Origin of the sequence: Xanthomonas sp. D-99 (assembly GCF_017746145.1) — a bacterium.
GTDB lineage: Bacteria > Pseudomonadota > Gammaproteobacteria > Xanthomonadales > Xanthomonadaceae > Xanthomonas > Xanthomonas cissicola.
The window spans coordinates 57,406-82,855 of sequence record NZ_JAGHWU010000033.1 but is presented as its reverse complement, the minus strand read 5'-3'; the positions used below and the strand labels follow the sequence as shown (position 1 = coordinate 82,855).

Genomic DNA, 25,450 nt, shown 5'->3' with positions numbered 1-25,450 from the left:
TCCTCGGCAACCCGTGACCGGCATGCTTTCCTTGCATATACAGACCGCGCGTGTCTGGCTTGCGCCTGCGCAGGCGAATCGCAGCCTCGGTGGGCGATCGCATCGCAGCAGTCACCAGGAGCATGCATGAGGCCGCTCACCCCTGTCGTCCTGCACGCAGCTGCACGCAGCCGCACGCAGACGGGCCCGGCAGTGGCAAAATCCGCTCACCCACACGGATCTTCGCTGATGCGCCTCCGGTTTCCCGCATGGCTTCGTCCCGCCGCCAGTTCGCAGGTTGCCGCGCGGCTGGCGCAGGGGCAATCGCCGTGGATGGATAGCGTGCACCTGTTTTGGTCGGCCTGGGTGTTCGTGGTGCCGGCGTTTTCTGCGCGTGGCTACGATAGCACCTGGCTGTTGTGCACGCTGGCGTCTTACCCGGTGTTTGTGCTGCTCTACGCGCGCATGTTGCTGGCGCCACGCGGCACCTTGTACCGCTACGCCTGGGCGATGGCGGCGCTGAGTGCTGCCTTGCTGCCGGTGTATTCGGCGGGGCTCAGCTATTTCGTCTTCGCCTGCCTGACCTTGCGCCCCTCCACGCGGCATGTGTTGTGGCGGCACTTTGCGATGTTGCTGCTGATGAACGCCTTGTACCTGAGCTGGGCGCGCTGGCTCGGGTTGAGCATGCAGGCGCTGGTGTGGATGCCGGTGACGGTGCTGGGCATGGCGGCCGTGGGCGCGGTGTACAGCATCAACGAACGCAAGGACGCGTTGCTGCGCCTTTCGCAGGACGAAGTCCGTCGGCTGGCGGCCACCGCCGAACGCGAGCGCATCGGCCGCGACCTGCACGATCTGCTTGGCCACACCTTGTCGCTGGTGGCGCTCAAATCCGATCTGGCCGCGCGCCTGATCGAGCGCGACCCGCAGGCCGCACGCGACGAGATCGATGCGGTGGCGCAGGTCTCGCGCGAGGCCTTGGCGCAGGTGCGACGCGCGGTCACCGGCATCCGTGCGGCCGGCCTGGTTGCCGAACTGGCATCGGCGCGCGTGCTGCTGGACCTGGACGGCATTGCGCTGGAGCAACAACTGGAGCCGCTGGCGTTGCCGCCCGAGCACGAAACCGCGCTTGCGTTGGTCGTGCGCGAGGCGGCCACCAATGTGCAGCGCCACGCCCAGGCAAAACGTGTGCGTGTGCAGCTGCGCGCGCACGGCGAGCAGGCGGTGCTGGAGATCACCGACGACGGCCGCGGTGGCGTGATCGTGCCTGGCAACGGCCTGGACGGCATGCGCGCACGCCTGCACAGCCTGGGTGGCGCGTTGGATGTGCAGGCCCTGCCGCGCGGCATGCGATTACGCGCCAGTCTGCCCTTGCCGCGGCCTGCGGTCGTTGCCGCAATGCCGCCGTCGCCGGTGATGCCACAGTCGCTTTGATGCGCCCTGGTTGCGCTGCCAAGTGCACGGCATGCGTCGGCGCTGTTATCGTGCGCAACCGTTGCATGCATGCGAGCGCGACCGATGATCCGGGTGTTGTTGGCGGAAGACCAAGCCTTGCTGCGTGGCGCACTGGTGGCCTTGCTCGGGCTGGAGGACGATATTGCGGTGGTCGGCAGCGCCGGCGATGGCGAAAGCGCATGGCGCGAGCTGCAGCGCCTGCAGCCGGACGTGCTGGTCACCGATATCGAGATGCCCGGCCTGACCGGCCTGGAACTGGCGCAACGGATCCAGCGGCAGGCGCTGCCGGTACGGGTCATGATCGTCACCACGTTCGCGCGTCCGGGATTTTTGCGCCGTGCGCTGGATGCCGGGGTGGCCGGGTATCTGCTCAAGGATGCGCCCGCCGAACAACTGGTCGATGCGTTACGGCAGGTGCATCGCGGCGGGCGAGTGATCGACCCGCAGCTGGCCATCGATGCGTGGGTGGAAGCTGACCCCTTGAGCGAACGCGAACGGACCGTGCTGCGGCTGGCTGGAGAAGGGCGCTCCGCCAGCGAGATCGCCCAACAGTTGCAGCTCTCGCACGGCACGGTGCGCAATTACCTGTCCGAATGCATCGGCAAACTGGGCGTGGCCAATCGCATCGAAGCCTATCGCCTGGCGCGGCAGAAAGGCTGGTTGTAGCGCGACCGTTCGACGGATCGCGTCTGCGCGCGAGGGCCTTGGATTGCGGGGTGCGGCGTTGCTCGCAGAAGCGATGCGATCGCACCACGCTACAGCCACTGGAGCGGTGGCATCCGTCACATCGGCGAGCGATCCACACCGATACCAAATGCCCGCCAAAGCATGCCAGCCGCGCGCAGGTACACTGCACAGCATCGAAAACACGGCGAGCGATGCATGAAATCTCTGTGGCTGTCGGGCCTGCTGCTGGTGTGCGCCTTCAACGCATCCGCCGAGCAATTCAAGATATTGGTGGCTGCCATTCCCAACCAGTATCACCACGACTATATCCCCGTGGCCAAGCCGCAATTCGATGCGATGGCGCGCAAGCATTATGTCGAGATGGTGTGGGCGTGGAACGCCAAGGCGTTCGATGGCGACCTGTCGCAATACGCGGCCATCGTATTGCTCAATACGCCGGCCACCGATCTGGACCCGGCGCAGCGGGCCAACTTTCAAAAATACGTGCGTAACGGTGGCGGCGTGGTCGCGGTGCACAAGGCCTTTGCGATCAAACGCGGGGACTGGGAGTGGTACGACCACATGATCGGCCGCTCGTTCCGTACGCACCCTTACATGCAAACGGCGATGGTGGACGTGGCCGACGCCAATTTCCCGGCCACTGCCGGCCTGCCCAAGCGCTGGGTGTGGAGCGACGAATGGTACGAATACGATCCGCCCTACAGCGACGATCTGGTCACGCTGCTCACCGTCGACGAACGCAGTTATGACCCCACCTTGATCTGGCCGGGCCAGGTCGCCAAGGGCATGGGCAAACAGCACCCGGTGGCGTGGTATCACCACTTCGAAGGCGGCCGCGTGTTCGCTACCGCGCTGGGCCATCTGGCCGAAGCCTATAACGACCCACGCTACCTGGAGCATTTGTACGGTGGGATCTATTGGGCGGCGACCGGCAAGGGCATCGAATCACCTGCGCCAGCGCCCACAACAAAACCCCAGCGTTGAGCATTAGCCCTTCCCCGGCGGGAAGGTTGGAGTGAGGTGGGGGGCGAAGCCAGTCGCGTGGGCCTACTTCAACCGGCTGCGCGCGTACCCTCATCCGCCTCTGCGGGGCACCTTCTCCCTGAAGGGCAGACAATGTCCCGGGGAGAAGGAACTCCGTGCTGCCAGTGCGTGTAGCCGATCACCCGCCGAGCCGCATCAGCCCACCATCGGCCCCAACACCGTCACCGTACAGGCCGCTCCCCACGCGCCATGCTGGAAAACACGCCGTCGCGGCGCAACCAGGCATGGAACAAGGCCGCGCTCAGATGCCCCAGGACGGTGGCGAACAACAGATACGCCAGCCAGCCGTGCGCGCTGCGCAGCCAGGCGTACAGCGCAGGGTCGTGCGGTGCGATCGGCGGCAGGTTCGCGCCCGGCCACAGCACGATCGGGTAGCCGCCAGCGGACAACATCGCCCAGCCGATCAACGGCATGCCCAGCATCAACGCATACAGCAGCCAGTGCGAGGCGATCGCCGCGGCCTTCTGCCATGCCGGCAGGTCGGCCGGCAGCGGCGGCGGCCGGTTGCGCAAACGGTTGATCAAGCGCAGCACCGCCAGGATCAGGATCGCGATGCCCAGCGGGCGATGCAGATCGATCAACCACGGCCGCTGCGTCACCGAGGCCACCATGCCCACGCCGACGAACAGCATGGTCAGGATCATCGCGGCCATCAGCCAATGCAGCACGCGCGCCGGCAGATTGAAGTGGGTGCGGCGGCTCATTGGCGTGCTCCCTGGCCGGTGGCGGCGCTGCCTTGACCACTGGCGATCTCGCGCTCGCGGCGATTGAACGATTGCGAATACACCGACGAGCGCGCCGCCAGTATCGGGTCATTCGATGCGGCCAGACCCTTGGGCAAGATCAACGGGTCGTAATTGAGATCGCGACACGGGCCGGTGGCCTGCGGCTGCGCACGCTCGATCGAGAGCGTACCGGCCACGATCTGCTCGCGGCTGTCCGGCCACGTCTGCGACGGGTCGTCCACCGCATCGCCGGGCTCGGCAATGGTCAGCACCATGTCCCAACGCAACGGCCCGTGCGCCAGTCGCGCGTCCAGGTCGGTGGCGAGAAAATCGCCATCGGCCTGCCTGCGTTGTTCGGCGTTCAATTCCTTGAAAGGCGTATGCGGGCGCATCGACCAGCGGATGTAGCGTTCGCGCCCATCGGCGGCAATCGCGCGGAACGCGTTGACGCCGTTGTACTGCGTATTGGCCCAGCTGTCCGACCACGGCGCGGTCTTGGCCCACTGCTGGAACTTGGCCGCTTCCGGATACTGCTTGCCGAACGCCGCCAGTTTTTCCGGGTCCGGCTTGCCGGTGGCCGGGTCCGGCCTGGAGGCCACGTTGAGCGCCTGAAACCCGGCCGGTGTGGCGACCACGAAGAACGGGAAACTGTTCATCGCCGTACGCCATTCCTGCCCGTCGTCGCTGCGCAGCAGCAGCGCCATGCTGCGCACGCGCGCCTGCCCGTCGGGCCCGTGCGGATCGCCGCCGCCGATCGACATGCGCCCCAGCACCGGTGTGCTGGGCTGGCTGAAGATGCGTGCCGACGACAGCCAGGTGGCCTTGCCGCTGGACTGGAATTGCCCGCTCACGCACACGCCCTTGGTATGTGCGCGGCGAAAGCCCGGATGTGGCGGCCCGCTGGATTCGATGGTGTCGGTCATGCGTGCGGCAGTGAGCCGGTCGCCACCGATCCATCCGGCCGTCCAGGCGAACGCCAACGCAACGCCGCCGGCAATGGCGGGAATCCCCAACAAGGGCAGCACGGGGCTGCGCGCGTGCGGGGGCGAGGGAGGTGGCAACGTCATGGCTGGCTCCGGTGTGCTGCGATGGGCGGCATATTCACTGTCGCACGGCTACGCCTTCATCGCCGCAGCCGAGCACGCTTGATGCGCATCATCCGGAATAGACTGCCTTGTGCGCGTGATGAAACACGCTGCGAAGGGGTTCTGGAACGATGCGCATACCCCTGCTGCACGAGTTGAGCGGAAGGCGATCATTTCAGCGCTACTACGCATGAGTGGAGAAGCCGATGGCGTTTTAATAGACGTCAAGAGCTTCTGTTGTTGCTGATTGGCCTTGGGATGGAGAGCCAAGCTGTAGAGCAGTTCTGGGTTGGTGATTCTCACCAGTTCGAAGGTGTCACGGATGGCGCGGTCAATGCGCGGGCCGCCTTCACCAAGGATGGCCGCAGCTAGCGCCGGGACGATCAATCCAAGCAGCTCCGGAAGATGAGAAACGCGGCGCGCAAGTGCCTGCAGAGCATGCGCTCGGCGAAGATTGTGTGGCTCGGTTTGTGCAATGCCAAGTAGCTGACGAATCACATCTGCAGCCTGAGTCAGCGATCCTTCGGCCATCACGGCGACCGGCCAGCAGGCAACCGTCACGATGGGATTCGGTTCGCTTTGTTCGTGCGCAGCCTCAATCGCTACCTTGAGAAGGGCAGTGCGTTTGGCGCCAGAGGAGAATTCAGCGGCACGCGACAGCGCCTGGCACCGGTACCAGGGGTGCTTGATTTTTCGAGCGATCACGGCAGCGCCATCAGGGTCGTCAGGCGCCATGGCGAAGACGCGCCGTCGTCCTTGTATACCGGCCGTTGTAATAGGTAAGTCACTCATCGAGATCCGATGCCTTGATCAGTCAAGCGATGCTGCGGGCGACAGAGTTTCGCTCATCCGCCCCTCTTCATTGCGTATTTTCGCTGCGAAGCGGCGAAAATGATCAATCGAACATCGTCAGTAGTTCCTTGGCCAACGGATCAAACTCAGGCGAGAATGATGTTCGTGCGGTGTGGGGACCACTGTTGTCGCGCGGGTGAAACTCACTGGTTATGGCGGTCCCATACCGCCGTCGCTTGGCTAGTCGGCAAATGCGCCCATAGGTCATGGCGCGCATCTGCGGAAAGAAATGCGCCAAACCATGACCAGAACGCTTTGACGTCGAAGCGTTCCAGCGCAGGACTTTGGTAGCGGCCTGGTTCTGCCTCGCCCCGCGACGTGTTGAAGAGATACAGCACGTAGTACGGCGGCTCCATGCATGCGTTCAGGCGCCCGAATATTGCACGGTTTCCGCCGGGCATTGCCACGGTGTGGTCTGTAGATTCAACACCGCCGGATGCGAATGCGCGCGCCATTGCCCGCCTTCCGGATGTCCGAGTCGGTATATGCGTGTCTGTTGCCTTGACTGAAGCAGCTCGCCGTAGTGAGGCCTTGATGAGATCGGGCAATGCCTGGCGTGCGTTTGGATGTGATGCCTGGGGCGCGAGGCAGCCTAGACAATGCCATTCGATCCTAGTTACCGGGCGAGCGAACGCTGATTGCAGCGCTCGCCGCGCTCAACCGCCGTAGCGTTGCTGCAGCATCGCGAACGCCGAGCGCAGTGCCAGCGCTTCGCCGCCGGCGGGACGGCCAGGGCGGTCGCTGTCGTTCCAGGCGTAGACATCCAGATGCGCCCATGGCTGCCCGGGTGCCACGAAGCGTTCCAGATACAGCGCGGCGGTGACGGCGCCGGCCATGCGCGAGCCGGCGTTGGCCATGTCGGCCACATGGCTGTTGAGATAACGCAGGTACGGGCGCCAGAGCGGCATGCGCCACACCGGGTCGCGGGTCTGCTCGCCGGCACTGATCCAGGCCTGCGCCAGCGCATCGTCGTTGGCGAAGAGCGCCGGCAGGTCCGGGCCCAGCGCGATGCGTGCCGCGCCGGTGAGCGTGGCGAAATCCAGGATCAGATCCGGGTGCTGCTCGGTGGCATAGCTCAGCGCATCGCACAGCACCAGGCGGCCTTCGGCGTCGGTGTTGTCCACCTCCACCGACACGCCGGCGCGGGTGGTGATCACTTCGCCAGGGCGGAATGCATCCGGACCCACCGCGTTCTCCACTGCCGCAATCAGCAGCGTCAGCCGCACCGGCAACCGCTGCGCCATCACTAACCCGGCCAGCGCCAACGCATGCGCTGCGCCGCCCATGTCCTTTTTCATGTTGCGCATGCCATCGGCCGGCTTCAGATCCAGCCCGCCGGTGTCGAAGCACACGCCCTTGCCGACCAGCACCAGATGCGGATGCGCCGTGTCACCCCATTGCAACTGGATCAGTCGCGGCGCGCGATGCGAGGCGCGCCCAACGGCATGGATGGTGGGGAAGTTCTGCGCCAGCAAGGCATCGCCGACGATCGCATCGACCTGTGCGCCATGCGCCTGTCCCAGCGTGCGTGTGGCCTCTTCCAGATGCTGCGGGCCCATGTCTTCGGTGGGCGTGTTGACCCAGTCGCGCACCTGCAGGCACGCCTGGATCAGCGCACGCGTCTGTGCCGATGGCATTGCAGCCAGTTCGGCCGGCGCGCGCGGCACCTTGCGATAACGCGAAAAGCGATAGGCGCCCAATCCCCAGCCCAGATGCAGCAACGCCTGCTCGGCATCGCTCAGCGGGTTGGCCAGCGTCCAGCGGCTGGCCGGCGGTAAGGCCATCGGCGCATGCGCGTAGGCGTAGGCATCGGCCCGGTCGCCGATACCCAGGATCGCCCCGGCCAGCCCATTGTCGCCCGGCAACAACAGCACGCTGCCCGGCGCGGCATCGAAACGCTGTGCCTGCGCCCACGACAGCACGCGGGTGGGCTGCTCCGCGCACCAGCGCGTAAAGCCCTCGCGGTCGAGCACATACAGCGGCAAGGCTGCGGCGTTGGGATCGATGAAACCGGTGAGGTGCGACATGGAAATCCTCGAGTGCAGCGCCTTGCGCCGCGCAGTGGCTCAGGCGGGAAGGGTGATGCCGGCATTCATAGGGCCGGGATGCGGCTGCTGCGCGTCCAGCCAATCGGCCAGCCCGGTCATGCTGTCGAATTCCAGATCCGGCTGCTGGGTGGGGTGCGACCACACCGCGCCTTCGCGATTGATCCAGCAGGCGCGCAGGCCGGCATCCAGTGCGCCCAGCACGTCCATGCGCACGTGGTCGCCCACATGCAGCACCTGCGCGGGAGGCACCTCGAGCCGGGCGCACGCGGCCAGGAAGATACTCGGGTCGGGCTTTGCGCTGCCGTGTTCGCGCGAGCCCAGTTGAAACGCGAAATGGTGCATCAGCCCGATGCGCTGCAGATCGGCATTGCCGTTGCTGAGCGCGGCCACCGGCACATGGGCGGCAATGCGCGCCAGCGCGTCGAGCGCATCCGGGTAGCATTCCACCTGGTTACGCGCCGCATAGAACACCTCGTAGGCCGGCTCCAGCAACGCCAGATCGCCGCCGCTCTCGCGCAACGCCATTTCCAACGTCAACCGGCGCAGCGCGCTGAGGTCGTGATGCAGGTGCGGGTTGTCGACAAAGCTGCGCTCACGCAGCTCGCGCATCGCCTCCACCGGAAAGCGCTCGGCAGTGACCGGGCTGTGCTCGCGCATCCAGTCGTACAGCACCCGATCGATCCTCGCCCCGATCGGCGCAAAGGGCCACAACGTATCGTCGAGGTCGAGGGTGATGGCGCGGATGTGGAAGCTCATCGCACGATTGTAATGCCGGGAATGGAGAGTCGGGAATCGAGAATGGGTAGAGCAGCGCCTCTGCTCTTGCGATTCCCAACTCCCAATTCCCCATTCGCGGCTACTCAAGCAACCGCGCCCAGCGCTGCATCCCGTCCACCCGGCTCAACACCATCTTGATGCAGACCAGCAACGGCACCGCCAGCAGCAGGCCGACCATGCCCCACAGCCAGCCGAACAGCATCAGCGCCAGGATCAGCATCAGCGGTGAGATCGCCATGCGCCGGCCCAGCACGATCGGTGTCACCACCTGGCCTTCGATGGTGTGCAGCGCCAGGTACAGGATCGCCGGCAGCAGCGAGGACAAGGTGGTGCGGAATTCCACAAAACCCATCAGCAGCATCAGCATCACGCCGATCAACGGGCCGACATACGGTGCGAAATTCAGCAATGCGACCACCGTCCCCCACAGGATCGCTTCGGGCAGAGGAATCTGCAGGACATACAAAATACCGGCAAACACCAGCCCGACCAGCGTGTTGATCACGCTGATGGTAAGCACGTAGCGGGAGACCTCGCGTTCGATGTCCAGCATGATCTCGGTGGTGAACCGTTGCTGCTGCCGGTTCGGTAGCAAGGCGATCGCATGCCGCTGCAGGCTTTCGCCATACACCATGAAGAAGAACGTCAGCAGCACCACCGCCAGCACCGAGGCCGCCAGCTTTGGGGTGCGGACCAGTGCCTTGTAAGGGTCGTCCATCTGCGTGCGCACGATCTGCACGCCGCGCTGGCCTTCGCCACCGGCCGCGCGTGCAAAATTTTCCGCTGCCTGGTTGGCCTGCATCACCGGCTTGGTCAGATCGCGCACATCGCGCGCAATCTGGCGCATCTGCCGTGGTGCCTGTTGCACCCATTCGGCGGCAGGGCCGGCCAATTGCGCGGCCAGCGTGACGGTACCGGCCAGGCCAAGGCACAGGATGAGCAGGGCACCGAGAAACCGCGGGATGTACAGCTTGCGCAGACCCCGCAGGATGGGGTTGCCGATCAGCGCGAAAAACGCGGCCAGCATGATCGGAAGGATGATCGTCTGCGCCGCCCACAGCGTGTAACCAACGGCGAGCGTGGTCAGCACCACCAGCGAGGCCGGCGCGCGTGGGCGGGGCGCCGGTGCGGGCGGAAGCGAATCTGCCGCGGTGGCGGCATCCGGTGAGTCGACGGGAAGAGACATGCGCGCCCTGGCAGCAGACTGGCGTGCTGCCAGCGGTGCGCCATTATCGGCGCAATGCGTCAACGGCGCGCACAGGGCCTGTGGGCAGGATGTCAGCAAGCAAGGCTAGCCTTGCGAACTCGGCCGCATGTGCCCTTGTGCAGGTCGCGCGGCACAGATTCGGTCGTCGATGCGGGCTTGCCACTGCTCCCAGGGCCTGCCGAAAGCTTCTAACGTCGACCGCACGCCTGCTGCGCGCGAATGGCCGTCAGGCGTCAGCGCTATTGGCGACGAAAGAGCCATTCATGGCGCGCGATCCCGCATTTCAGAGCTGATATCCGCCAGCAACCGGCAAGCGGTTATCTAGCGGAAATAGACAGGGCGGATCTCCGCATCGCAGGTTCGTCGTGAGTTGTATTTCAACGAGTCGCCAAGCGCAGCACGCGCGTACTGCCTGCAGCGCAAGGATGAGACATGTCCAAGCGGCGGTCGCACATATTCCAACTGGCACTGGTGTGTCGATGCCTGCACAGGCCAATGCGCTGCGGCCAACGACGGCGGCCTGGCAAGACGCTGGCCGCCGTGAATACCGTCCGCTCAGGCGGCGCGATCGGCCGGCACCTGCACCACGGTCACCGGCGGGTCGGCTGCTGCAACTTCCTCGGCATTGTCTGCCGCACGTTCGGCCTGCTCGGAGGCTTCCTGCGCACGGTGCGCGGTGAACAGCGCGGAGAGGGTACTGATCATCTGCAGAAGCTTGGGAATGCCGCTAAGCTTGCTGGCGATGCTCCCCAGTGCCGCCTGCGGTTCATTACGGCCGGTGACAAACCCCAGCCCGAAGCCCACCGTCACGATGCGTAGCGGCGACCACCCGGCGCGCCAGGTCTGGCGTAGTTCGCTCCAATGCAGGCGCGTTTCCTGCGCACGTCCTTCGACCAGGTATTCGGCGCGTTCGACGCGTTGACGCAAGGTTCCAAACTTCATGGACGTGCTCCACTGGCAGGGGTCGCCGCATCATCGTCTTTGCCGGGGTCATCGAAAATACCGAGCTTGATGAGCTGACGGCGCGTTGCATTCATGCCGGTGTGGTCGAAGTAGAAGAACACGCGCCATGCCGCGATGCCGGTCACCAACAGACTCGCCAACGCAGTGAAAAACATCGCCTGGAACCACGACAGCCCGGCACGCTGCAGCAGGGCGATGATGGCACCGGCCAGCAACAACCACGATGAGGCACCGAACACCACGGCCACGCAGGCCCAGGCCAGCCCACGCCCGAATGCGCTGCGTGCCAGTTGCAGGTCGGCCGACACCAGCCGGCGCAAGGCGCGGCTGGTGTCCTTGGCCGAACCCAACGTGGCACGGCCGGCAGCGCCGACCGCACGTACGCTTTCGTCCAGTCCTGGCGTTTGCGCGCGCGCGTCTGGCGCGTCGGTTCCGTCAGCGGGAGAGGCCTGATCGCTCACGACTTAGTTGTCGTTGCTACGTGCCAGCTTGGCGATGACCCAGCCAGCGGCGAAGGCGACGCCGAAGGCGGCCAGCGGACGCTCGCGGATCAGATCGGTGGCGCTTTCCAGCAGATCATTGCCCTTGGCAACCAGGACGTCGATCTGCTCCTTGGCAGCGGCACCGCCGAACTCGGCAGCGGCCATGCCGGCCAGCGCGGTGTCGGACAGCTCGGCCTTGACGTTGGCGCGACCGAGCTTGAGCTCATCGCCAGCGGCACTGGTCGCACCCCTGACGGCTTCGCCGGCGGCGCTTGCAGCCGACTTCAGGTGGGCGCCGGCTTCGCTCAGGTTTTCCTTCAGCTGATCGGTATTGGTGGGGCTCATGCGATATCTCCTTCGGTCATTGATGGCAGCCGCCACTCACGTGCGGTCGAGCGGTAGCAATAGCATCGGGGGGGTGTAGGAGGCGTTAGTGGAAGCAACTTCAGGTACACATCGCGTCAACGCATCAGCGCGTCGTACTGCGCGTTGCCACGCAGGATCCGCACGACAAGCTGCTGCGGTTTACGCTGGAAATTGGCCCGCCAGCTGGCAAGGTCGGCGAACTCGCCCACGCTGCTGGCCACGATCACATCGCCGGCGACCAGGCCGTTGGCGGCAGCGCGACCGCCACGTTTGACCTCGCTCACCATCACCCCGGTGATGCCCGACTGACGCAGCGATTCGGGGAGATCGACGAAGGTCGCGCCGGTCAGGCGCGGGTCCAGCATGTCGCCGGTGACGGCGCGGTCCTGCTCTTTCAGCGTGGCCTTGAGTTTGAGCGGCTTGCCATCGCGACGGATATCCAGGGTCACCGCACTGCCAACCGCCTGCAGGCCTTCGTAGTTGTGCAGCGCTTCGGCGCTGTCCACGCGCTGGTCGTTGGCCGCCACCACGACATCGCCCGGCTGCACGCCTGCCGCCGCCGCTGCGGAGCCCGGCAACACCCGTGTCACCAATGCGCCGCGCAACGAATCCACCCCCAGGCCCTGCAGCATCTGTTGGGTGAGGTTCTGGGTCTCCAGGCCGAGCGTGCCGCGCACCACCACACCCTTGGTCACCAATTGCTCGACGACATTGCGCGCCAGGTTGGACGGAATCGCCAGCCCAAGGCCGATATTGCCGGCCATGCTGCCTTGCGGATTGAAGCTGGCGGTGTTGATGCCAACCAACTGGCCTTGCAGGTTGACCAGCGCGCCACCCGAGTTGCCCGGGTTGATCGAGGCATCGGTCTGGATGAAGTTCTGGTAGCCCAAGCCGCGAATCCCGCTGCGCCCCACTGCCGAGACGATGCCGGAGGTGACGGTCTGGGTGAAGCCGAACGGGTTGCCGATGGCCACCACAAAATCGCCCACGCGTAGCGCGTTGCTGTCGGCCAGTTTGATATCGGTGAGGTTGTCGGCCTTGATGCGGATCAGCGCAATATCGGTATCGGCATCGGAGCCGATGAACTCGGCCTTGACCGTGCGTCCGTCGCCGAGCGTCACCTGCACGTCGTCGGCGTTTTCGATGACATGGTGATTGGTCAGCACATACCCTTTTTGCGCGTCGATGATCACGCCCGAACCCAGCGATTCGTTGATGCGGTCCTGCGGCACCTGCGGAAACAGCCGGCGCAGGATCGGGTCGTTGAAAAACGGGTTGCGGACGCGCACCACCTGCTTGGTGTTCACGCTCACCACCGCGGGCATGGCCTGCTGCAGCATCGGCGCCAGCGACGGCACAGGCTGGCCGGCCACCGCCGCCGGCAATGCGGCGGCCGTTGGCAGAGTAAAGGCGGCGTTGCTGGGGGGCGTGGCTTCGGCGCGATTGTCGAGCCAGGCGTTGATGCCGGTGGCGGCAAATCCGCCGAAGGCAGCGGCCAGCGAAAGAGTCAGCAGGGTAGGCAGCGGTCGCATGGAACGTATTCCGGGTTACGCGGTGGATGAGGAATAGGGCGTCTGACTACGTAAATCAAGCTGAACGAGAGTGCCTGCGTGCAATTTAACTGCTGGTGAAAGTGCCGCACATCCCTTGCCCTGATTGCGTTGACAGCCCGACAGGCCGGGCGTAGCGTCCGCTTGATCCGATGCCTGTTCAGCATGTTGCGTGCCGTCGCGCATCGCCTAAGTTTCCCGCACTGACGCCCTTAAGGAGGGTCTATGAGCAACGGCAATGGTGTAACGGCAACCCTGTCCGACGCCGTCGATAGCGTAAAAAGCACCGCCACCGAGTTGACCGAGACCATCGCCAGCACCGCCAGCGAGGCGGTTGCCAGCGTGCAGGAGGCTGCAGGCACGGCGGTGGAAGAGGTCAAGACGCAGGTGGCGAAAGCGCGCAAGGCGGTGGTCAAGGTCGAAAAGAACGTGGCCAGGAACGCCGGCACTGCGGCCACCGCAGTCAAACGCAGCGTGGCCAAGACCAAACGCTCGCTGGCGGCTACCAAGGACGCTGCCAAGGACAGGCTGGTCGCCACCAAGGAGGCCGCCAAGCAGAAGCTCACCGCCACCAAGGACGCGGCCAAGCAAACGTTGACCTCGACCACGCAGGCCGCCAAGCAGAAGTTGAGCAGCACCAGGGCCGCGGCCAAGAAGAAGATCACCGACACCAAGGCCAATACCAAGCGCAAGCTGGAAACCGCCAAGGCCAATGCCAGGGCCGAAGCGGCCGCGCTGAGTGCCAAGACCGCCGCCAAGAGCGCCGCACGCAAGACCGCCGTCGCAACGGTGAACGCGCGCACGGCAGCGAAGAAGGCAACCGCCAAGCCGGCGGCAGCGAAGAAGGTCTTGGCCAAGCCTGCAGCCAAGAAGGCGCCGGTCGCCAAGCAAACCGCGACCAGGCAGGCCGCAGTGACGAAGGCCCCGCTCAAGAAGGCCGCGACCAAGACCGCGTTGAAGAAAGCCGCCAAGGTGACCAAGACCCCGGCCACGCGTGCCGTGGCAAAGACCACCGCCGCGCGCAAGGCCGTGGGTAAAAAAGCGGCAAAGCGCGTCACGCGTTGAGGTTGTCACGCTGCGGCTCAGGGTGAGTTGCCTGGGCCGCTAGGTGGCGTGGGAGGCGTGCAGCGCACGCGCCATGTGCCATGTGCCATGAACCATGTGCAATGTCGAAAAAGCCGGCGCTGTTTTCACGGCGTCGGCTTTTTTGTTGCAGCGGCTTTGACTCACGCCCCTCTCCTGCGGGAGAGGAATTGGGCTGAGGGTACGGAGCGATGCCATACGCGTTGTCGAACAAGACGAGGCTTCGCCACCAATCCACACCAACCAGACGAGCTTGTCAGGGAACCTCATCCACCCCCGCGTGGCACTTTCTCCTCCACGAGGAGAACAATGGCCCGGTAAAAGAGGGCAATGCCGCTGAGCAAAGCGGCCAACCCGGTGATGACCCTGCACTGCGCGAGAGCATTGCCCGAAAGAATCGCGTGCGAGCACTCCGATAGGCACAGGCATCGCGCATGCAGCAAGAAGGAGCGAGGCCTAGCGCATGCCATCGACAAATTGTTTCGCACCCAGGCGGATTCCTGCCTTGGCCGCGTCATAAGCACCGAGGCTGGCCTTGATGTTCATTGCGTTGGGGTATTGCTTTTCGACATAGGCCGCCAGCAAGCGATCGCTTGACGCGTCGAAGATTTCCACTGCATAGCTGACCGAGCCGGAGAAGGCGCCTTCCTTGCCACGCGCGGCCTGCACCGCGTTGTAGGAGCCGCCGCCGATATCGACCTTCATGAAGGTGCCGAGCACCCGTTTGCTGGGTTTGGCGCCGGTCAAGGTGAGCCGCACACGCAAGGTGTCGGGCCCGATGGAGGTGGTGGGCTGCCAGCGCTCGCCAATTGCGTCGCCGAACTCGCGTTGCATGAGCTCGGCAAGCATGCGTTTGTCCTGCTCGGGCACGTCTTCGAATTGCGCATCCGGGCCGCGGTAAATGCTCACCGGTTCGACCAGTGCGGTGCGATATCGCGACCAATCCACGTCGCCGTGATACGCGTACGGCATGCGGTCGCCGCGGCTGCCATCGTGCGGCCGCAGGTAGCTCGAAGATGACAATTGGCGATAGGGCATGGGGCGGGTGCTGGCGCAGCCGATCAGGCTGACGCTGACAACGGCCAGTGCGCAGTATCGAACGAATGAAGAAGCCGACATGGGGAACTACCTGTAGGAAGGAGGCGGATGGTTGCAGTTGCAGCGCGCTGGCGTGACCTGATGCTCAGTGCATCAGAAAGCTGGCAACCGCTAGCCCGAATACGACCGCTGCGGCGGCGAACAACACGCCGCTCTTGGCCAAGTGCTGCAGGCGGCGGGTGTCGCGCGCGCTGCGGATATCCGGCAACGCGCACCAGATGTCGCGGTTACGCGTGCCGGTAAAGCCGCAGCGAAATTCCGACACGACAGGCAGTGGCAGCGGATGCGCAGCGACGGGGTCGTTGGCGGCGCGCTGCACGACCGGCGACAGCGCGCTGGGGAGGTGTTGGGTGAAACGGATCGAGTGAGGCATCACCAGGCATCCTTGATGCGTGCGGTGAGTGCACTGTAGGCAAACGAGTTTGGGAACTTATTGGATCACCGCGACGACCGCGCACCTGGCGAAAGCGCGATACGCCGTGCACCACGCAATGGTGTCGGCATGAGAGTGACTACCAAAACAGAGCGAGCAATGGTCAGGTGGGTGTGGACGGCGCTCGCACACCCCACTGTACGCGTCAGATAGGCCGTCTCGCGCTGGTCGCACTGTGCCTGTGCGTGCGCACCCGCGGCTTCCACGTGCCGCTGCTGGTACATGCCGCGCCGAGCGCCGGCCGCGCCAGCCCGTGGTTGCGCAGTCGTTTGGTTAGCCGCTTTTGGGAGTGCTCTCGCGCTGCAGCGCGGGCAGATTCAGGCCGCGCTGGCGGAGTGGTCGCCGGCAAACACCACGAGGACGCACAGCCCGCGTCCATCGTTGCCGTCGCCGGCTTCGATCGTGGCTCCGTGCAGGCGCGCAATGCCGGCGACCAGCGACAACCCGATTCCACTGCCCTGTACCGTGCTGCCGGGCACGCGATAAAACCGCTCGAAAATAGAGGCCCGCGCGCTTTCGGGCACACCGGGGCCGTCATCGCTGACCTGCAAGAAGGGGTGCAGTACGTCAGCGCGCAAACAATAGCCGCAGCTCACTTCCACCTTGCCACGCAGGCGGCCATAGCGGATGGCGTTGTCGACCAGGTTGCGGATCAGAATGCCCACTGCATCCACATCGCAACGCAGCAGGCAGGGCGATGCCTCAACCTGCAGCTGCATCTGGCGCGCATCGGCCTGCACGCTGAATTCGTCCAGCACATGCGAGATCAGCTCGCCCATTTCGACTTGATGATAGGTGGCTGAACTGATGCCGGCATCCAGTCGTGCCAGATCCAGCAATTGTTCGGCCAGCCGATTACTGCGACGCGCGGTTTCCAGCAGTTGGCGCAGCGCGGCGTCCTTGGCGTCCAGTGTCGGCGCGCGCAATGCGACCTCGGCGTAGGCATGCAGTGCCGAGAGCGGCGTGCGCAGTTCGTGCGCGGCATCGGCGACGAAATCGCGTTCGGCCTGGACGGCTTGTTCCACCCGCGCCAGCAAGGTGTTGAACGAAGCGATCAGCGGGCGAATTTCGTCGGGCGCCTGTGCCAGCGGCACCGGCTCGGTATCCAGGCCGGTGCGTTGCGCGATGGCGCCGGACAACGCGCGCAGCGGCCCCAGCGAGGTCCGCACGGCCCACCACATCAATAGCCCCAGGATGCCCAATTGCACGGTGTTGAGCACCACTGCGATCAGGGTCTGCTTCACGCTCATGCGCGAGGATGGGTTGCCGATCGGGGTCGGCGTGGCTGCCGCGTCGGGCGGCTCTGTCTGCCTATCGAAGCGGTGCTGGAGCGCGTCGGGCAAGGTGGCGATCAGTTGATCGCCGAGCAGGTTGAGTTCCTGCTCGAACACGCTGTGATGTCCCTGGGTGACCAGTGCGACCAGGATCCACAGAGAGGTGGACCAGCTCAGCAGAACGATCGCGGCCAGCGCCGCCAGCATGCGTGCCTGCAGCGACTTCATTCCGGGGTCTTTCCGACCATATAGCCCTGGCCATAGACGGCAGCTGATCCTTGGTGACCACGCGTCCGGCACGCCAGGCAGACGTCGCCGTGGCTGAGCAGGGGCACCACGCGGCCCTGGCTGCGCCGGGTGACTGCACGCAGCCGTGCCATCAGCTCGTCGAACTGAAACGGCTTGACCAGATAATCGTCGGCGCCGGCGTCCAGACCGCGGATGCGGTCGGTGAGCTGGCCACGCGCGGTCAGCGCGATCACCGGGGTGGCATCGTAGTGGCTGCGCATGAACCGGATCACGCTCAGCCCGGACTCGCCCGGCAGGCCGATATCCAGCAATACCGCACTGTAGCGGTGGTCCACCAGCACCGTCTTGGCGGCATTGGCATGACCGACATGATCGACGGTCCATGACTGCTGACGCACACCGTCGCAGATGGCGCTGGCCAGCATGGTGTCGTCTTCGACGAGGAGCAGATGCATGGGTGTGCTGCCGTGCGCAGGGTTCAGTCCGAGATCCGCAGCACTGTCGGTGATGAAGTTTGGGCAAATATTAGTGCATGGCCGAACCGCACACAGGCCAGGCCATGCATGCCGTTCGGTCCCGTTTGGTCAGGCCCGCTCAGCGCTGCAGGATGGCGCGCAGCGCAGCGTCCAGGTGGAGGTACTGAAAGCGGAAGCCGGCATCGAGCGCGCGCTGCGGCAGCACGCGCTGGCTGATCAGCAGCAGGTCGGCCATCTCGCCGAAGCCCAGCCGCAGCAAACCGCCCGGCAATGCCAACAGGGCGGGGCGGTGCAGCACCTGGGCCAGCGTGCGTGCGAAGTCGGCATTGGTCACCGGATTGGGCGCCGTCGCGTTGTAGGCGCCAGGCTGGCCTTGCTGCAGCAACCACAGCAAGAGCGCGACCATATCGGCGCGGTGGATCCAGCTCATCCAGTGCCTGCCATCGCCGAACGGTCCACCGCCGCCGAATCGGAATGCCGGCAGCATGCGGGCCAGCGCGCCGCCATCGCGATCCAGCACGATCCCGGTGCGCACCCAGCTCACCCGCGGGCCGAGTGCGGCGATGGTGTTGGCTTCGGCTTCCCAGTCGCGGCACAGCACCGCGGAAAAGTCATCGCCGGCGGGCTCGGCTTCGGTCAACGCAGTATCGCCACGTTCGCCGTAGTAGCCCACCGCCGAGCCGGAAATCAGTACCGAGGGGCGTTGCGCGGCCGGCTGCTGCGCGATCCAGGCCTGCAATTGGCGCGTGATGCCCAGGCGCGATTGGCGGAAGCGCTGCTTGCGGGCGTCGGTCCAGCGGCCGGCGGCCAGCGGCTCGCCAGCCAGGTTGATGACCGCATCGGCCTTGACCCCGTCCAGTGTGTGTACTGCGGTGATGCCCGGCAAGCTGCGCGTGGCGCGGTACGGATCGCGGGTCAGCACGCTGACCTGATGGCCGGCCTGCAGCAATGCCGGGAACAAGGCCTGTCCAATAAAGCCGGTGCCGCCGGTAATGAGCAGATGCATGCAGGGCTCCTGGCCGAATCGATGCGGCACGATAGGCCAGGATCCCGCCAAGCGAGGTGAAGCTGGCACGGGCATGCGGCTGTGCGCTGCGCCGCCAGCTTGCGGCGTGGCGCAGCTACCTGGACGGCAGCGGCGTGTGCTGCCTATCAAACGCAAACGCGCCGGACTGGCCGGCGCGTTTGCAGGCTGAGCGCTCGATCAGCTGCCTACTTGGAAGACGACACTGCGTGGGCACGTTCGAAATGCGCCGACACCACGCGGCGCGTCTCTTCCAGATGCTGCTTGACCGGCGCGCTTTCGGCGGCGGGCAGCAGTTCCGAATCGATGATCTTGATGGTGTCGCCATGGTCGATGACCATGTTACGCATGAATGCATTGCGGTACGCATCCTTGCCGTCCCGCAAGGTCAGCGTCTTGGACAGCGCGTCCACTGCCGCCTTGCCCTTGGCGCGCATGGCCTGTGCGCGCGGGCTCTCGGTCGCGCCAAGCGACGTGGTCTTTTCAAGGTTGGCTTCGTGGTCGTGCAGCATCTGCTGCGCGAACTCGCCGGTGGCACCGCCCAGATCCTGTGCGATGGCCTGCTTGGCGAGTGCGATCTCGTTGTCGTCGATTGCTGCCAGCACGCCCAGCACTGCGCTATCGCCCTTGGCCAACTCGGTCGCGCCGCTGCCGCTGACGGGCGCAGCCGTCGGCTCGGGCGACACCGCTGGCGCGGTGCGCGACGCATCGCCGCCGGGGCGATCGCAGGCAGTCAGAGAGAGCATGGCCAACAGCGAAGCGGTGATAAGCGTGAATTTCATGAAGATCCTGGAATGAATCGGCAATTGCCGACGTTGGAATGCAAAGGAGCCGCTAGGCGGCTCCGGGAGGTCGGTCAGGCCCACTGCGGCTGGGCAACGGGCGACATGCCCAGTGGCCTGGCAGGCGCCTTGGGTGCGTGGACGGCATCCTGTGCGCTGCGGCAGGTACGCGCCATGCGGGCGGTGCGTTCGCGAATCAACGCGTGTTCGCTGACCGGCGCGCTGCCCAACAGACTGGCGACGTGGAAGCCAAGGATTTCCTCCGCGCGGTCGCCCTGGTCGCTGACGATGTGCGGCACCAACCGCTCCAGTCGTTCCAGCTCCTGCTGCACTTGATACGGGGTTTTCATGACGATCTCCAATGAAAAACAGGTCTTGCTGGGTACTGCGGACTCAACTATTGCGTGCGCCCAAGCGCTGCCAGCAATCGGTTGCCAACTGTTCGTAGTTGGACTGCGTGCTGGATGAAATGAAGTGGTGCTCCAGGCGGTCACGGAACAGGCGCAGACGTTCCTGGTCGCTCGAACGCGGGGCTTGCAGATAGATATCGCAGGCCATTTTCACCACCGGGGACAACTCGCTGAACTTGCCTGCGCCGAGGTTGCCCTGGGCATGCCGCGCCTGCCAATGCGCGATTTCGGCCTGTACATCGATGACGGATGGATCTCTGCTCATGACTTGGGGTGTTCCGGTATAAACAAACTTGACCTGCAGGGTAACTGCGGGTATGTCAACGATTGATCATCGAACCCGACCATTGCAGCACTTCGGCGGCTTGCACGCTTAATTGGTCAGATTGTTTGAGTGCATTTACACGCGACGCATGCAGGCGCGCGCATGTGGTCAACGCGCATCACGCGACGCGTCTGTAATCGCGTTGTCGAAGCAACGCGCTGGTCTCGTACGCGTTCCGATGTCACGACAGCAGGGCACCCGACCACCTTCGACCCCGCACGTGATCGCCGATCAGGCGAAAATCGCCTTTGCAGCGCCGCATTTCACGGAAGATTCTGAACCGCTCCACACTTATGTAACGTCTGATCATTAAGGTAAGCGGCGACGTAATGGAGCGAGAGTACCCAGGATGCAGGACAGCGAGACCAGTAGCCGTAAGCCGCATCATGCAAGCGGCACACCTGAAGCCCGCGTGTGGTGGCACGCTTTGTTGGAGCTGCGCGGCGGGCGTATCGCCATCAGTTTGATCGTGGTGTTCGTGATTGTGCTTGGCTTGTATCTGGCACTGAAGTAAGGCTCCGGCACGCCCGCTCCACGACACGTCCCTCAGCTGCGACCGAGGCCAGCAACGAAGCGCGATCAAGCCGCAGGGAGAGGTCATGTCACAGATGCACTACCGGCAGGTGCTTGGGCATGCCACGCGCCGGGTGCCCGAGCATGGCCATGAGCGGGCGACACATGCCTGGGTGTGTCGCGAAATTGCGCGTTTGCTGGGCGTGCGCGATGCCGGCGTCGCCGGCCATGGCGTCGTCGAAGCTGGAACGTTCCATGTTCCCGATGACACGCTCACCACCGCACAAGCACGCGAACTTGGTATCCACGGCGCCGGCGACCTGCTCGGCGGTATCGTGCCGCATGCGTTTTTGGCGACCAAGGTCATCGGTCACCCACTGATTTGCGCCGATGCGGCACGCACGGCGGGCTGGGATCAGGCGCTAGCCATATCACTGATTCCCGCCACGCTGCCGGGCTACACCGCGTTTTCTCGCCCCGATGCGTTGTATGCGTTCGAGGCGCTGTCTGGCGGCGGAGACGTGCGCCTGAAGCTACCCACCGGCGTGGGTGGCAACGACCAGTGGCGCATTGCCGATGCATGGCAGCTGACGCAGGTGCTGGACAGCCTGCCCGACACCTATCTAGGCACGCATGGCGGCGTGCTTGAGCGCAATATCTTGCAGCCAATGACGCACAGCGTGGGCGAGTTGTGTCTTGCTGGCGTCCAGATTGCGTACTACGGCACGCAATGCAGCGTGTCCAATGCGGACGGCAGCGATGTCTACGGCGGCTCGTCGTTGCGCGTCTACCGCGGGTCGTTAGAGGCATTGATGGCGACCGCCTTGCCATCGCTCGAGCGGCGGGTGGTCGAACAGGCGTGCAGCTACGATCGAGGCATCACCGCGGCTTATCCTGAGCTGCAGATTTCCCGCCGCAACTACGATGTGGTCAGCGGTCAGGATGCGGGCGACGTCCCGGTCTGCGGCGTACTGGAACAATCCTGGCGAATCGGGGGCGCAACCCCGGCCGAACTCGCTGCGATTGCCGCCTTTCAGCAAGATCCCGCATTGCAGTGGGTCAGTGCGTCCACTCACGAGATCTATGCGGGCGAGCCGCCGACCGATGCGCAGGTCTACTACCGCGCAGCCCAACCCGGCCCTGGGCCGCGTTACAAATACAGGAGGATCTCTGCGACGTAATGGAAGCCAAACTTTCCAGTATCGACATTCCGGTCGGCAAGGACGCACTCAGTGGCACCTTGCTCACGCCCTCAGGCATGCCTGCAGTGTTGTTCGTGCACGGCTGGGGCGGCAGCCAACACCACAGCCTGGTACGTGCGCGCGAGGCAGCAGGCCTGGGCTGCATCTGCATGACCTTCGATCTGCGTGGGCATGAGGGTTATGCATCGATGCGCCAGACCGTGACACGTGCGCAGAACCTGGACGACATCAAGGCCGCGTACGATCAATTGGCGAGCCTGCCGCACGTGGATGCGCAGTCGATCGCAGTGGTCGGCCTGAGTTACGGGGGCTATTTGTCGGCATTGCTGACGCGCGAGCGCCCGGTGGAATGGCTGGCGTTGCGATCGCCTGCGCTCTACAAGGACGCCCACTGGGACCAACCCAAGGTCAGCCTGAACGCCGACCCGGACCTGATGGCGTACCGCCAGCAGCGCCTGCATCCAGCCGATAACATCGCCCTGGCCGCCTGCGCCGAATACAAGGGCGATGTGCTGTTGGTCGAAGCCGAACACGATGTGATCGTGCCGCAGCCGGTGCTGCACAACTATGCGCAAGCGTTCGTGCAGGCGCGTTCGCTCACATCGCGCGTCATCGCGGGCGCGGACCATGCGCTCAGCATCAAGGAACACCAGCAGCAATACACGCGTGCACTGATCGACTGGCTGACCGAAATGGTCGTGGGCCGCCGGATCGCATTGGCCAAGGAAGTGGTGGCCACGCGCAAGCAGCTGCTCAAGGATCAGCAAGGCACTGCTGCGACCTCATTGGAACAGGCCACTCCGGTATTTCGTGGCGACATCCGTGCGGTGGAGAAGACCGCAGGTTAGCTGTCCGGGACGAGGTGGCGCGTGCAAGGTCGATGGGGTCGTGCATGCGTCGCCTCATCGGCTTGTTGATGCCGAGCGCGCGTGGACTGTCGTGTGGGTTGCTCAACCTGGAATGCACGTCGCACCGATGCGCCTTGAGTGCCGCCGAGCGAGCAATGGAACTTGCATCGCTCCACCACGAAAAACGGGCCCCAACGGGCCCGCCCTGGTTCAACGCGTTGCGCTCGCCGCGGCGTTTATTACAGCGCCGCGGCGGTCACGCTTTAAACGCGCGGGTCGGCTGGGGTGACGCGCGGCGGCATCGTGATGCTCCGAATCGAACGCTTCGCGCACCGCGTGCTTGGCCTTTTCCCAGCTCAGGCGTGAATTTGCCTTGAAGCGATCCCAGCCATCGCCTAGATCGCGTTCCAGGTGGTCGTCCCACTGGCGGCCGGCGTGCTGCTGGCGCGCCTGCATGCCATAGCGGTAAGCCGGGCGATAGTCGTCATAGGAATAGTCGGCATCGCGGTAGCTGGCGCTGTCGAAGCGGCCTGCGTAGTGCGTATCGCTGTCGCGATAGACAGTGTGGGTACGGTCCGCACGCTCCCATGCATCGCGTGCTGCAAGCCGGGCTTCGTCCCATTCCAGGCGCGATTGCCCGCGGTTACGCGGCCATTCGCCGGCCAACGTGGCTTCGGTTTCTTCCCACGTGCTGGTGGGGCGGGTCTCACGTGCCTGCAGACCGAATCCGTAGACGGTTGCGTAGTCGCGATCGTAGTCGGTGCCTTCCTTGTAGTAAGGGCGGTTGCGGTGTTCCTGGTGCCAGTATTCGGTCTCCACAGTGGGGTCGAGCCGTTCGGCCACGCCTTTGCCAGCCGCAGCGCCAGCAACCACGCCGGCCGCTGCACCGATCAAGGTGCCGAGCGGCCCGAACACCGTGCCTGCGAGCGCGCCTGCCGCTGCACCGCCGGCGATGCCGCCCACACCGACGCCGACCGGATGCGAACCGGGCGCACCGGAGATGGGGTCGCGGTTCAAGTCCCTTGCTTCTTCCTTGCGTTCCTGCTTGTCGAGATTGCTCATACCGCCTCCGGTTATCTGATGGATGCGCCCTGTAGATCAGACCGCGAATGAGGCGCCACGATGGCGTCGAAAGAGTGAAACGCGCGTGCTTTGATGTGAGCGCCATCGCGACATGACTGAACTATGCGATGCAGTGCGGATGAGGTTGCTCAACCGCGCCCGCAGCGGTCTGCAACAAAAAAGGGCCGCTACTGCGGCCCTCTTCCATTCCACGATGGACATCTATCCCTTGATGCACACCACCTGGCGCAAGGTGTGCAGCACCTCGACCAGATCCTGCTGCGCGGCCATCACCGCATCGATGGACTTGTACGCCGCAGGCGACTCATCGATCACTGCCGCGTCCTTGCGGCATTCCACATGTGCGGTGGCCTGACGATGCTGTGCCAGGGTGATCTGCGCGCGTGCAGCGGTCCTGCTCATCACACGCCCTGCGCCATGGCTGCAGCTGTGGAAACTATCGGCGTTGCCCAACCCGCGCACAATGTAGCTGCGCGTGCCCATGCTGCCCGGAATGATGCCCAACTCGCCGGCACGAGCGCTCACTGCGCCCTTGCGGGTGATCAACAGTTCCTCACCAGCGTGCGTCTCCTTCTGCACGTAGTTGTGGTGGCAATTGACTGCGAGCTTTTCCAGCTGGAACTTCGGCAAGCGGTGACGCATCTCGGCCAGCACGCGCGCCATCATTGCCTCGCGATTCTCGCGGGCGTAATCCTGCGCCCACGACACCGCTTCGACGTACTCGTCGAACAATGGCTCGCCCTGCATGAAGAAGGCCAGGTCCTTGTCGGGCAGATGGAAACCCAGCACGCGATGCGCCAGTTGCTCACGCGCGCGCTCGATGAAGTACGTGCCGATCAGGTTGCCGGTGCCGCGCGAACCGCTGTGCAGCATCACCCAAACCGCATCGGTTTCGTCCAGGCAGATCTCGATGAAATGGTTGCCGCCGCCCAGCGTGCCGATCTGGCAGTCCAGCTTGTCGGTACGGATGCGCTTGTGCTGCTGCTTGATCGCATCCAGGCGCTGCACCAGCCCGGACTGCGCAATGCGGGTCTCAATGCTGTCCGGCAGCTTGCGATGCTCGCCGCCACGGCCGTTGCCCACCGGTACGCTGCGCTCGATGCTGGCGCGCAACTGCGCCAGATTGTCGGGCAGGTCGTTAGCGCGCAGTGTGGTGCGCACTGCAGCCATGCCGCAGCCGATATCCACGCCGACCGCCGCCGGGATGATGGCGCCACGGGTCGGAATCACCGAGCCCACGGTTGCGCCCTTGCCCAGATGCACGTCTGGCATCACCGCGACCCACGGACCGACAAACGGTACCGCCGCGATATTGCGCAGCTGCGCATGTGCCTGTTCTTCCAAGGGCACGCCGCGCACCCAGCCCTTGATCGGGGTGGTGCTGCCTTCGGCGTGCAGAAATTCAAAGTGTTGCGATGTACTCATTGTTGTCA

The 25,450-nt window shown here is 64.7% G+C and carries 26 protein-coding genes and 1 pseudogene; 6 read left to right on the top strand and 21 right to left on the bottom strand.

Features of this window, described 5'->3' with window-relative positions; all coding sequences use genetic code 11:
- Positions 1 to 228: 228 nt before the first annotated feature.
- The 3 genes from J7360_RS13105 (at position 229) to J7360_RS13095 (ending at position 3,102) form a co-directional block, all read left to right on the top strand.
- Positions 229 to 1,410 carry a sensor histidine kinase gene (locus tag J7360_RS13105; protein ID WP_057660625.1) on the top strand — a complete coding sequence of 394 codons (1,182 nt, stop codon included), beginning with the start codon at positions 229 to 231 and terminating at the stop codon, positions 1,408 to 1,410.
- Between the two features lie 84 nt (positions 1,411 to 1,494).
- Positions 1,495 to 2,097 (top strand): response regulator transcription factor, encoded by a 603-nt coding sequence (locus J7360_RS13100; protein WP_003486570.1) that lies wholly within the window; start codon positions 1,495 to 1,497, stop codon positions 2,095 to 2,097.
- 216 nt (positions 2,098 to 2,313) lie between these two features.
- The gene (locus J7360_RS13095; RefSeq protein ID WP_057660623.1) at positions 2,314 to 3,102 is read left to right on the top strand and encodes a ThuA domain-containing protein; all 789 of its coding nucleotides are present in this window, start codon (positions 2,314 to 2,316) and stop codon (positions 3,100 to 3,102) included.
- 221 nt (positions 3,103 to 3,323) lie between these two features.
- On the opposite strand, the gene J7360_RS13090 is transcribed toward J7360_RS13095, so the two are convergent.
- The 11 genes from J7360_RS13090 to J7360_RS13040 form a co-directional block, all read right to left on the bottom strand.
- A complete protein-coding gene (locus J7360_RS13090) occupies positions 3,324 to 3,866 on the bottom strand; it encodes a cytochrome b (RefSeq protein ID WP_039731897.1) in 543 nt (180 codons plus the stop codon).
- Positions 3,863 to 4,954, bottom strand: coding sequence for a catalase family peroxidase (locus tag J7360_RS13085; protein ID WP_057660621.1), 1,092 nt, complete (start codon positions 4,952 to 4,954; stop codon positions 3,863 to 3,865). The genes J7360_RS13090 and J7360_RS13085 overlap by 4 nt, the downstream gene beginning before the upstream one ends.
- A gap of 48 nt (positions 4,955 to 5,002) precedes the next feature.
- Positions 5,003 to 5,764 carry a hypothetical protein gene (locus J7360_RS13080; protein WP_244667809.1) on the bottom strand — a complete coding sequence of 254 codons (762 nt, stop codon included), beginning with the start codon at positions 5,762 to 5,764 and terminating at the stop codon, positions 5,003 to 5,005.
- Between the two features lie 203 nt (positions 5,765 to 5,967).
- Positions 5,968 to 6,279: a hypothetical protein gene (locus tag J7360_RS13075; protein ID WP_244667808.1), complete on the bottom strand. Its 312-nt coding sequence runs from the start codon at positions 6,277 to 6,279 to the stop codon at positions 5,968 to 5,970.
- Between the two features lie 201 nt (positions 6,280 to 6,480).
- On the bottom strand, positions 6,481 to 7,851 hold the full coding sequence (locus J7360_RS13070) for a leucyl aminopeptidase family protein (RefSeq protein WP_057660617.1): 1,371 nt from the start codon (positions 7,849 to 7,851) through the stop codon (positions 6,481 to 6,483).
- Positions 7,852 to 7,890: 39 nt separating this feature from the next.
- Positions 7,891 to 8,628 (bottom strand): HAD family hydrolase, encoded by a 738-nt coding sequence (locus J7360_RS13065; RefSeq protein WP_057660615.1) that lies wholly within the window; start codon positions 8,626 to 8,628, stop codon positions 7,891 to 7,893.
- A 100-nt stretch (positions 8,629 to 8,728) separates the two neighbouring features.
- Positions 8,729 to 9,835, bottom strand: a complete 1,107-nt coding sequence (locus tag J7360_RS13060) for an AI-2E family transporter (protein ID WP_007966979.1) — start codon at positions 9,833 to 9,835, stop codon at positions 8,729 to 8,731.
- 576 nt (positions 9,836 to 10,411) lie between these two features.
- Complete coding sequence (locus tag J7360_RS13055; RefSeq protein ID WP_057660612.1) at positions 10,412 to 10,798, bottom strand: hypothetical protein; 387 nt, start codon at positions 10,796 to 10,798, stop codon at positions 10,412 to 10,414.
- Positions 10,795 to 11,280: a phage holin family protein gene (locus J7360_RS13050; protein ID WP_007970119.1), complete on the bottom strand. Its 486-nt coding sequence runs from the start codon at positions 11,278 to 11,280 to the stop codon at positions 10,795 to 10,797. Before J7360_RS13050 ends, J7360_RS13055 begins: the two co-directional genes overlap by 4 nt.
- A gap of 3 nt (positions 11,281 to 11,283) precedes the next feature.
- Positions 11,284 to 11,646: a hypothetical protein gene (locus tag J7360_RS13045; protein WP_007966985.1), complete on the bottom strand. Its 363-nt coding sequence runs from the start codon at positions 11,644 to 11,646 to the stop codon at positions 11,284 to 11,286.
- A gap of 116 nt (positions 11,647 to 11,762) precedes the next feature.
- Positions 11,763 to 13,199 carry a Do family serine endopeptidase gene (locus J7360_RS13040; protein WP_005914355.1) on the bottom strand — a complete coding sequence of 479 codons (1,437 nt, stop codon included), beginning with the start codon at positions 13,197 to 13,199 and terminating at the stop codon, positions 11,763 to 11,765.
- 243 nt (positions 13,200 to 13,442) lie between these two features.
- On the opposite strand from J7360_RS13040, the gene J7360_RS13035 reads away from it, so the two are divergent.
- Positions 13,443 to 14,282: a hypothetical protein gene (locus J7360_RS13035; RefSeq protein WP_057660610.1), complete on the top strand. Its 840-nt coding sequence runs from the start codon at positions 13,443 to 13,445 to the stop codon at positions 14,280 to 14,282.
- Positions 14,283 to 14,756: 474 nt separating this feature from the next.
- Here the strand turns inward: J7360_RS13035 and J7360_RS13030 are convergent, their stop codons facing one another.
- From J7360_RS13030 to J7360_RS12995, 8 genes and pseudogenes are all read right to left on the bottom strand, one after another.
- Positions 14,757 to 15,419 (bottom strand): DUF3313 domain-containing protein, encoded by a 663-nt coding sequence (locus J7360_RS13030; protein WP_057660608.1) that lies wholly within the window; start codon positions 15,417 to 15,419, stop codon positions 14,757 to 14,759.
- Between the two features lie 64 nt (positions 15,420 to 15,483).
- Entirely contained in the window at positions 15,484 to 15,771 is a 288-nt protein-coding gene (locus J7360_RS13025; protein ID WP_057660606.1) for a hypothetical protein, read from the bottom strand.
- Positions 15,772 to 16,148: 377 nt separating this feature from the next.
- Positions 16,149 to 17,333 (bottom strand): ATP-binding protein, encoded by a 1,185-nt coding sequence (locus J7360_RS13020; RefSeq protein ID WP_057660604.1) that lies wholly within the window; start codon positions 17,331 to 17,333, stop codon positions 16,149 to 16,151.
- A gap of 77 nt (positions 17,334 to 17,410) precedes the next feature.
- Positions 17,411 to 17,809 (bottom strand): annotated as a pseudogene (locus tag J7360_RS13015) (response regulator); the annotation flags it as partial.
- A gap of 139 nt (positions 17,810 to 17,948) precedes the next feature.
- Positions 17,949 to 18,836, bottom strand: coding sequence for a TIGR01777 family oxidoreductase (locus tag J7360_RS13010; protein WP_209034018.1), 888 nt, complete (start codon positions 18,834 to 18,836; stop codon positions 17,949 to 17,951).
- A gap of 206 nt (positions 18,837 to 19,042) precedes the next feature.
- Positions 19,043 to 19,636, bottom strand: coding sequence for a DUF4142 domain-containing protein (locus tag J7360_RS13005; protein ID WP_209034015.1), 594 nt, complete (start codon positions 19,634 to 19,636; stop codon positions 19,043 to 19,045).
- Between the two features lie 74 nt (positions 19,637 to 19,710).
- Positions 19,711 to 19,986 carry a hypothetical protein gene (locus J7360_RS13000; protein WP_057660457.1) on the bottom strand — a complete coding sequence of 92 codons (276 nt, stop codon included), beginning with the start codon at positions 19,984 to 19,986 and terminating at the stop codon, positions 19,711 to 19,713.
- A gap of 43 nt (positions 19,987 to 20,029) precedes the next feature.
- On the bottom strand, positions 20,030 to 20,311 hold the full coding sequence (locus J7360_RS12995; protein WP_003486531.1) for a hypothetical protein: 282 nt from the start codon (positions 20,309 to 20,311) through the stop codon (positions 20,030 to 20,032).
- Between the two features lie 659 nt (positions 20,312 to 20,970).
- On the opposite strand from J7360_RS12995, the gene J7360_RS12990 reads away from it, so the two are divergent.
- Together J7360_RS12990 and J7360_RS12985 are read left to right on the top strand one after the other, a co-directional pair.
- The gene (locus J7360_RS12990; RefSeq protein ID WP_209034013.1) at positions 20,971 to 22,065 is read left to right on the top strand and encodes a DUF3182 family protein; all 1,095 of its coding nucleotides are present in this window, start codon (positions 20,971 to 20,973) and stop codon (positions 22,063 to 22,065) included.
- On the top strand, positions 22,065 to 22,934 hold the full coding sequence (locus tag J7360_RS12985; protein ID WP_057660452.1) for an alpha/beta fold hydrolase: 870 nt from the start codon (positions 22,065 to 22,067) through the stop codon (positions 22,932 to 22,934). The genes J7360_RS12990 and J7360_RS12985 overlap by 1 nt, the downstream gene beginning before the upstream one ends.
- 210 nt (positions 22,935 to 23,144) lie before the next feature.
- Here J7360_RS12985 and J7360_RS12980 read toward each other — a convergent pair whose 3' ends face one another.
- Complete coding sequence (locus J7360_RS12980) at positions 23,145 to 23,996, bottom strand: hypothetical protein (RefSeq protein WP_244667807.1); 852 nt, start codon at positions 23,994 to 23,996, stop codon at positions 23,145 to 23,147.
- Positions 23,997 to 24,218: 222 nt separating this feature from the next.
- A complete protein-coding gene (locus J7360_RS12975) occupies positions 24,219 to 25,442 on the bottom strand; it encodes an RtcB family protein (protein WP_033481525.1) in 1,224 nt (407 codons plus the stop codon).
- Between the last annotated feature and the right edge of the window lie 8 nt (positions 25,443 to 25,450).

Excerpts from the sequence above, each read along its gene's own strand:
- J7360_RS13045 (WP_007966985.1), bottom strand. The coding sequence starts at position 11,646 with ATGAGCCCCACCAATACCGATCAGCTGAAGGAAAACCTGAGCGAAGCC.
- J7360_RS12975 (WP_033481525.1), bottom strand. The coding sequence starts at position 25,442 with ATGAGTACATCGCAACACTTTGAATTTCTGCACGCCGAAGGCAGCACC.
- J7360_RS13025 (WP_057660606.1), bottom strand. The coding sequence starts at position 15,771 with ATGCCTCACTCGATCCGTTTCACCCAACACCTCCCCAGCGCGCTGTCG.
- J7360_RS13005 (WP_209034015.1), bottom strand. The coding sequence starts at position 19,636 with ATGAAATTCACGCTTATCACCGCTTCGCTGTTGGCCATGCTCTCTCTG.
- J7360_RS13010 (WP_209034018.1), bottom strand. The coding sequence starts at position 18,836 with ATGCATCTGCTCATTACCGGCGGCACCGGCTTTATTGGACAGGCCTTG.
- J7360_RS13095 (WP_057660623.1), top strand. The coding sequence starts at position 2,314 with ATGAAATCTCTGTGGCTGTCGGGCCTGCTGCTGGTGTGCGCCTTCAAC.
- J7360_RS12980 (WP_244667807.1), bottom strand. The coding sequence starts at position 23,996 with ATGAGCAATCTCGACAAGCAGGAACGCAAGGAAGAAGCAAGGGACTTG.
- J7360_RS13080 (WP_244667809.1), bottom strand. The coding sequence starts at position 5,764 with ATGAGTGACTTACCTATTACAACGGCCGGTATACAAGGACGACGGCGC.
- J7360_RS13100 (WP_003486570.1), top strand. The coding sequence starts at position 1,495 with ATGATCCGGGTGTTGTTGGCGGAAGACCAAGCCTTGCTGCGTGGCGCA.
- J7360_RS13000 (WP_057660457.1), bottom strand. The coding sequence starts at position 19,986 with ATGAAAACCCCGTATCAAGTGCAGCAGGAGCTGGAACGACTGGAGCGG.
- J7360_RS12995 (WP_003486531.1), bottom strand. The coding sequence starts at position 20,311 with ATGAGCAGAGATCCATCCGTCATCGATGTACAGGCCGAAATCGCGCAT.
- J7360_RS13055 (WP_057660612.1), bottom strand. The coding sequence starts at position 10,798 with ATGAAGTTTGGAACCTTGCGTCAACGCGTCGAACGCGCCGAATACCTG.
- J7360_RS13070 (WP_057660617.1), bottom strand. The coding sequence starts at position 7,851 with ATGTCGCACCTCACCGGTTTCATCGATCCCAACGCCGCAGCCTTGCCG.
- J7360_RS13105 (WP_057660625.1), top strand. The coding sequence starts at position 229 with ATGCGCCTCCGGTTTCCCGCATGGCTTCGTCCCGCCGCCAGTTCGCAG.
- J7360_RS13020 (WP_057660604.1), bottom strand. The coding sequence starts at position 17,333 with ATGAAGTCGCTGCAGGCACGCATGCTGGCGGCGCTGGCCGCGATCGTT.
- J7360_RS13065 (WP_057660615.1), bottom strand. The coding sequence starts at position 8,628 with ATGAGCTTCCACATCCGCGCCATCACCCTCGACCTCGACGATACGTTG.
- J7360_RS12985 (WP_057660452.1), top strand. The coding sequence starts at position 22,065 with ATGGAAGCCAAACTTTCCAGTATCGACATTCCGGTCGGCAAGGACGCA.
- J7360_RS13085 (WP_057660621.1), bottom strand. The coding sequence starts at position 4,954 with ATGACGTTGCCACCTCCCTCGCCCCCGCACGCGCGCAGCCCCGTGCTG.
- J7360_RS13040 (WP_005914355.1), bottom strand. The coding sequence starts at position 13,199 with ATGCGACCGCTGCCTACCCTGCTGACTCTTTCGCTGGCCGCTGCCTTC.
- J7360_RS13035 (WP_057660610.1), top strand. The coding sequence starts at position 13,443 with ATGAGCAACGGCAATGGTGTAACGGCAACCCTGTCCGACGCCGTCGAT.
- J7360_RS13090 (WP_039731897.1), bottom strand. The coding sequence starts at position 3,866 with ATGAGCCGCCGCACCCACTTCAATCTGCCGGCGCGCGTGCTGCATTGG.
- J7360_RS13030 (WP_057660608.1), bottom strand. The coding sequence starts at position 15,419 with ATGTCGGCTTCTTCATTCGTTCGATACTGCGCACTGGCCGTTGTCAGC.
- J7360_RS13075 (WP_244667808.1), bottom strand. The coding sequence starts at position 6,279 with ATGGCGCGCGCATTCGCATCCGGCGGTGTTGAATCTACAGACCACACC.
- J7360_RS12990 (WP_209034013.1), top strand. The coding sequence starts at position 20,971 with ATGTCACAGATGCACTACCGGCAGGTGCTTGGGCATGCCACGCGCCGG.
- J7360_RS13060 (WP_007966979.1), bottom strand. The coding sequence starts at position 9,835 with ATGTCTCTTCCCGTCGACTCACCGGATGCCGCCACCGCGGCAGATTCG.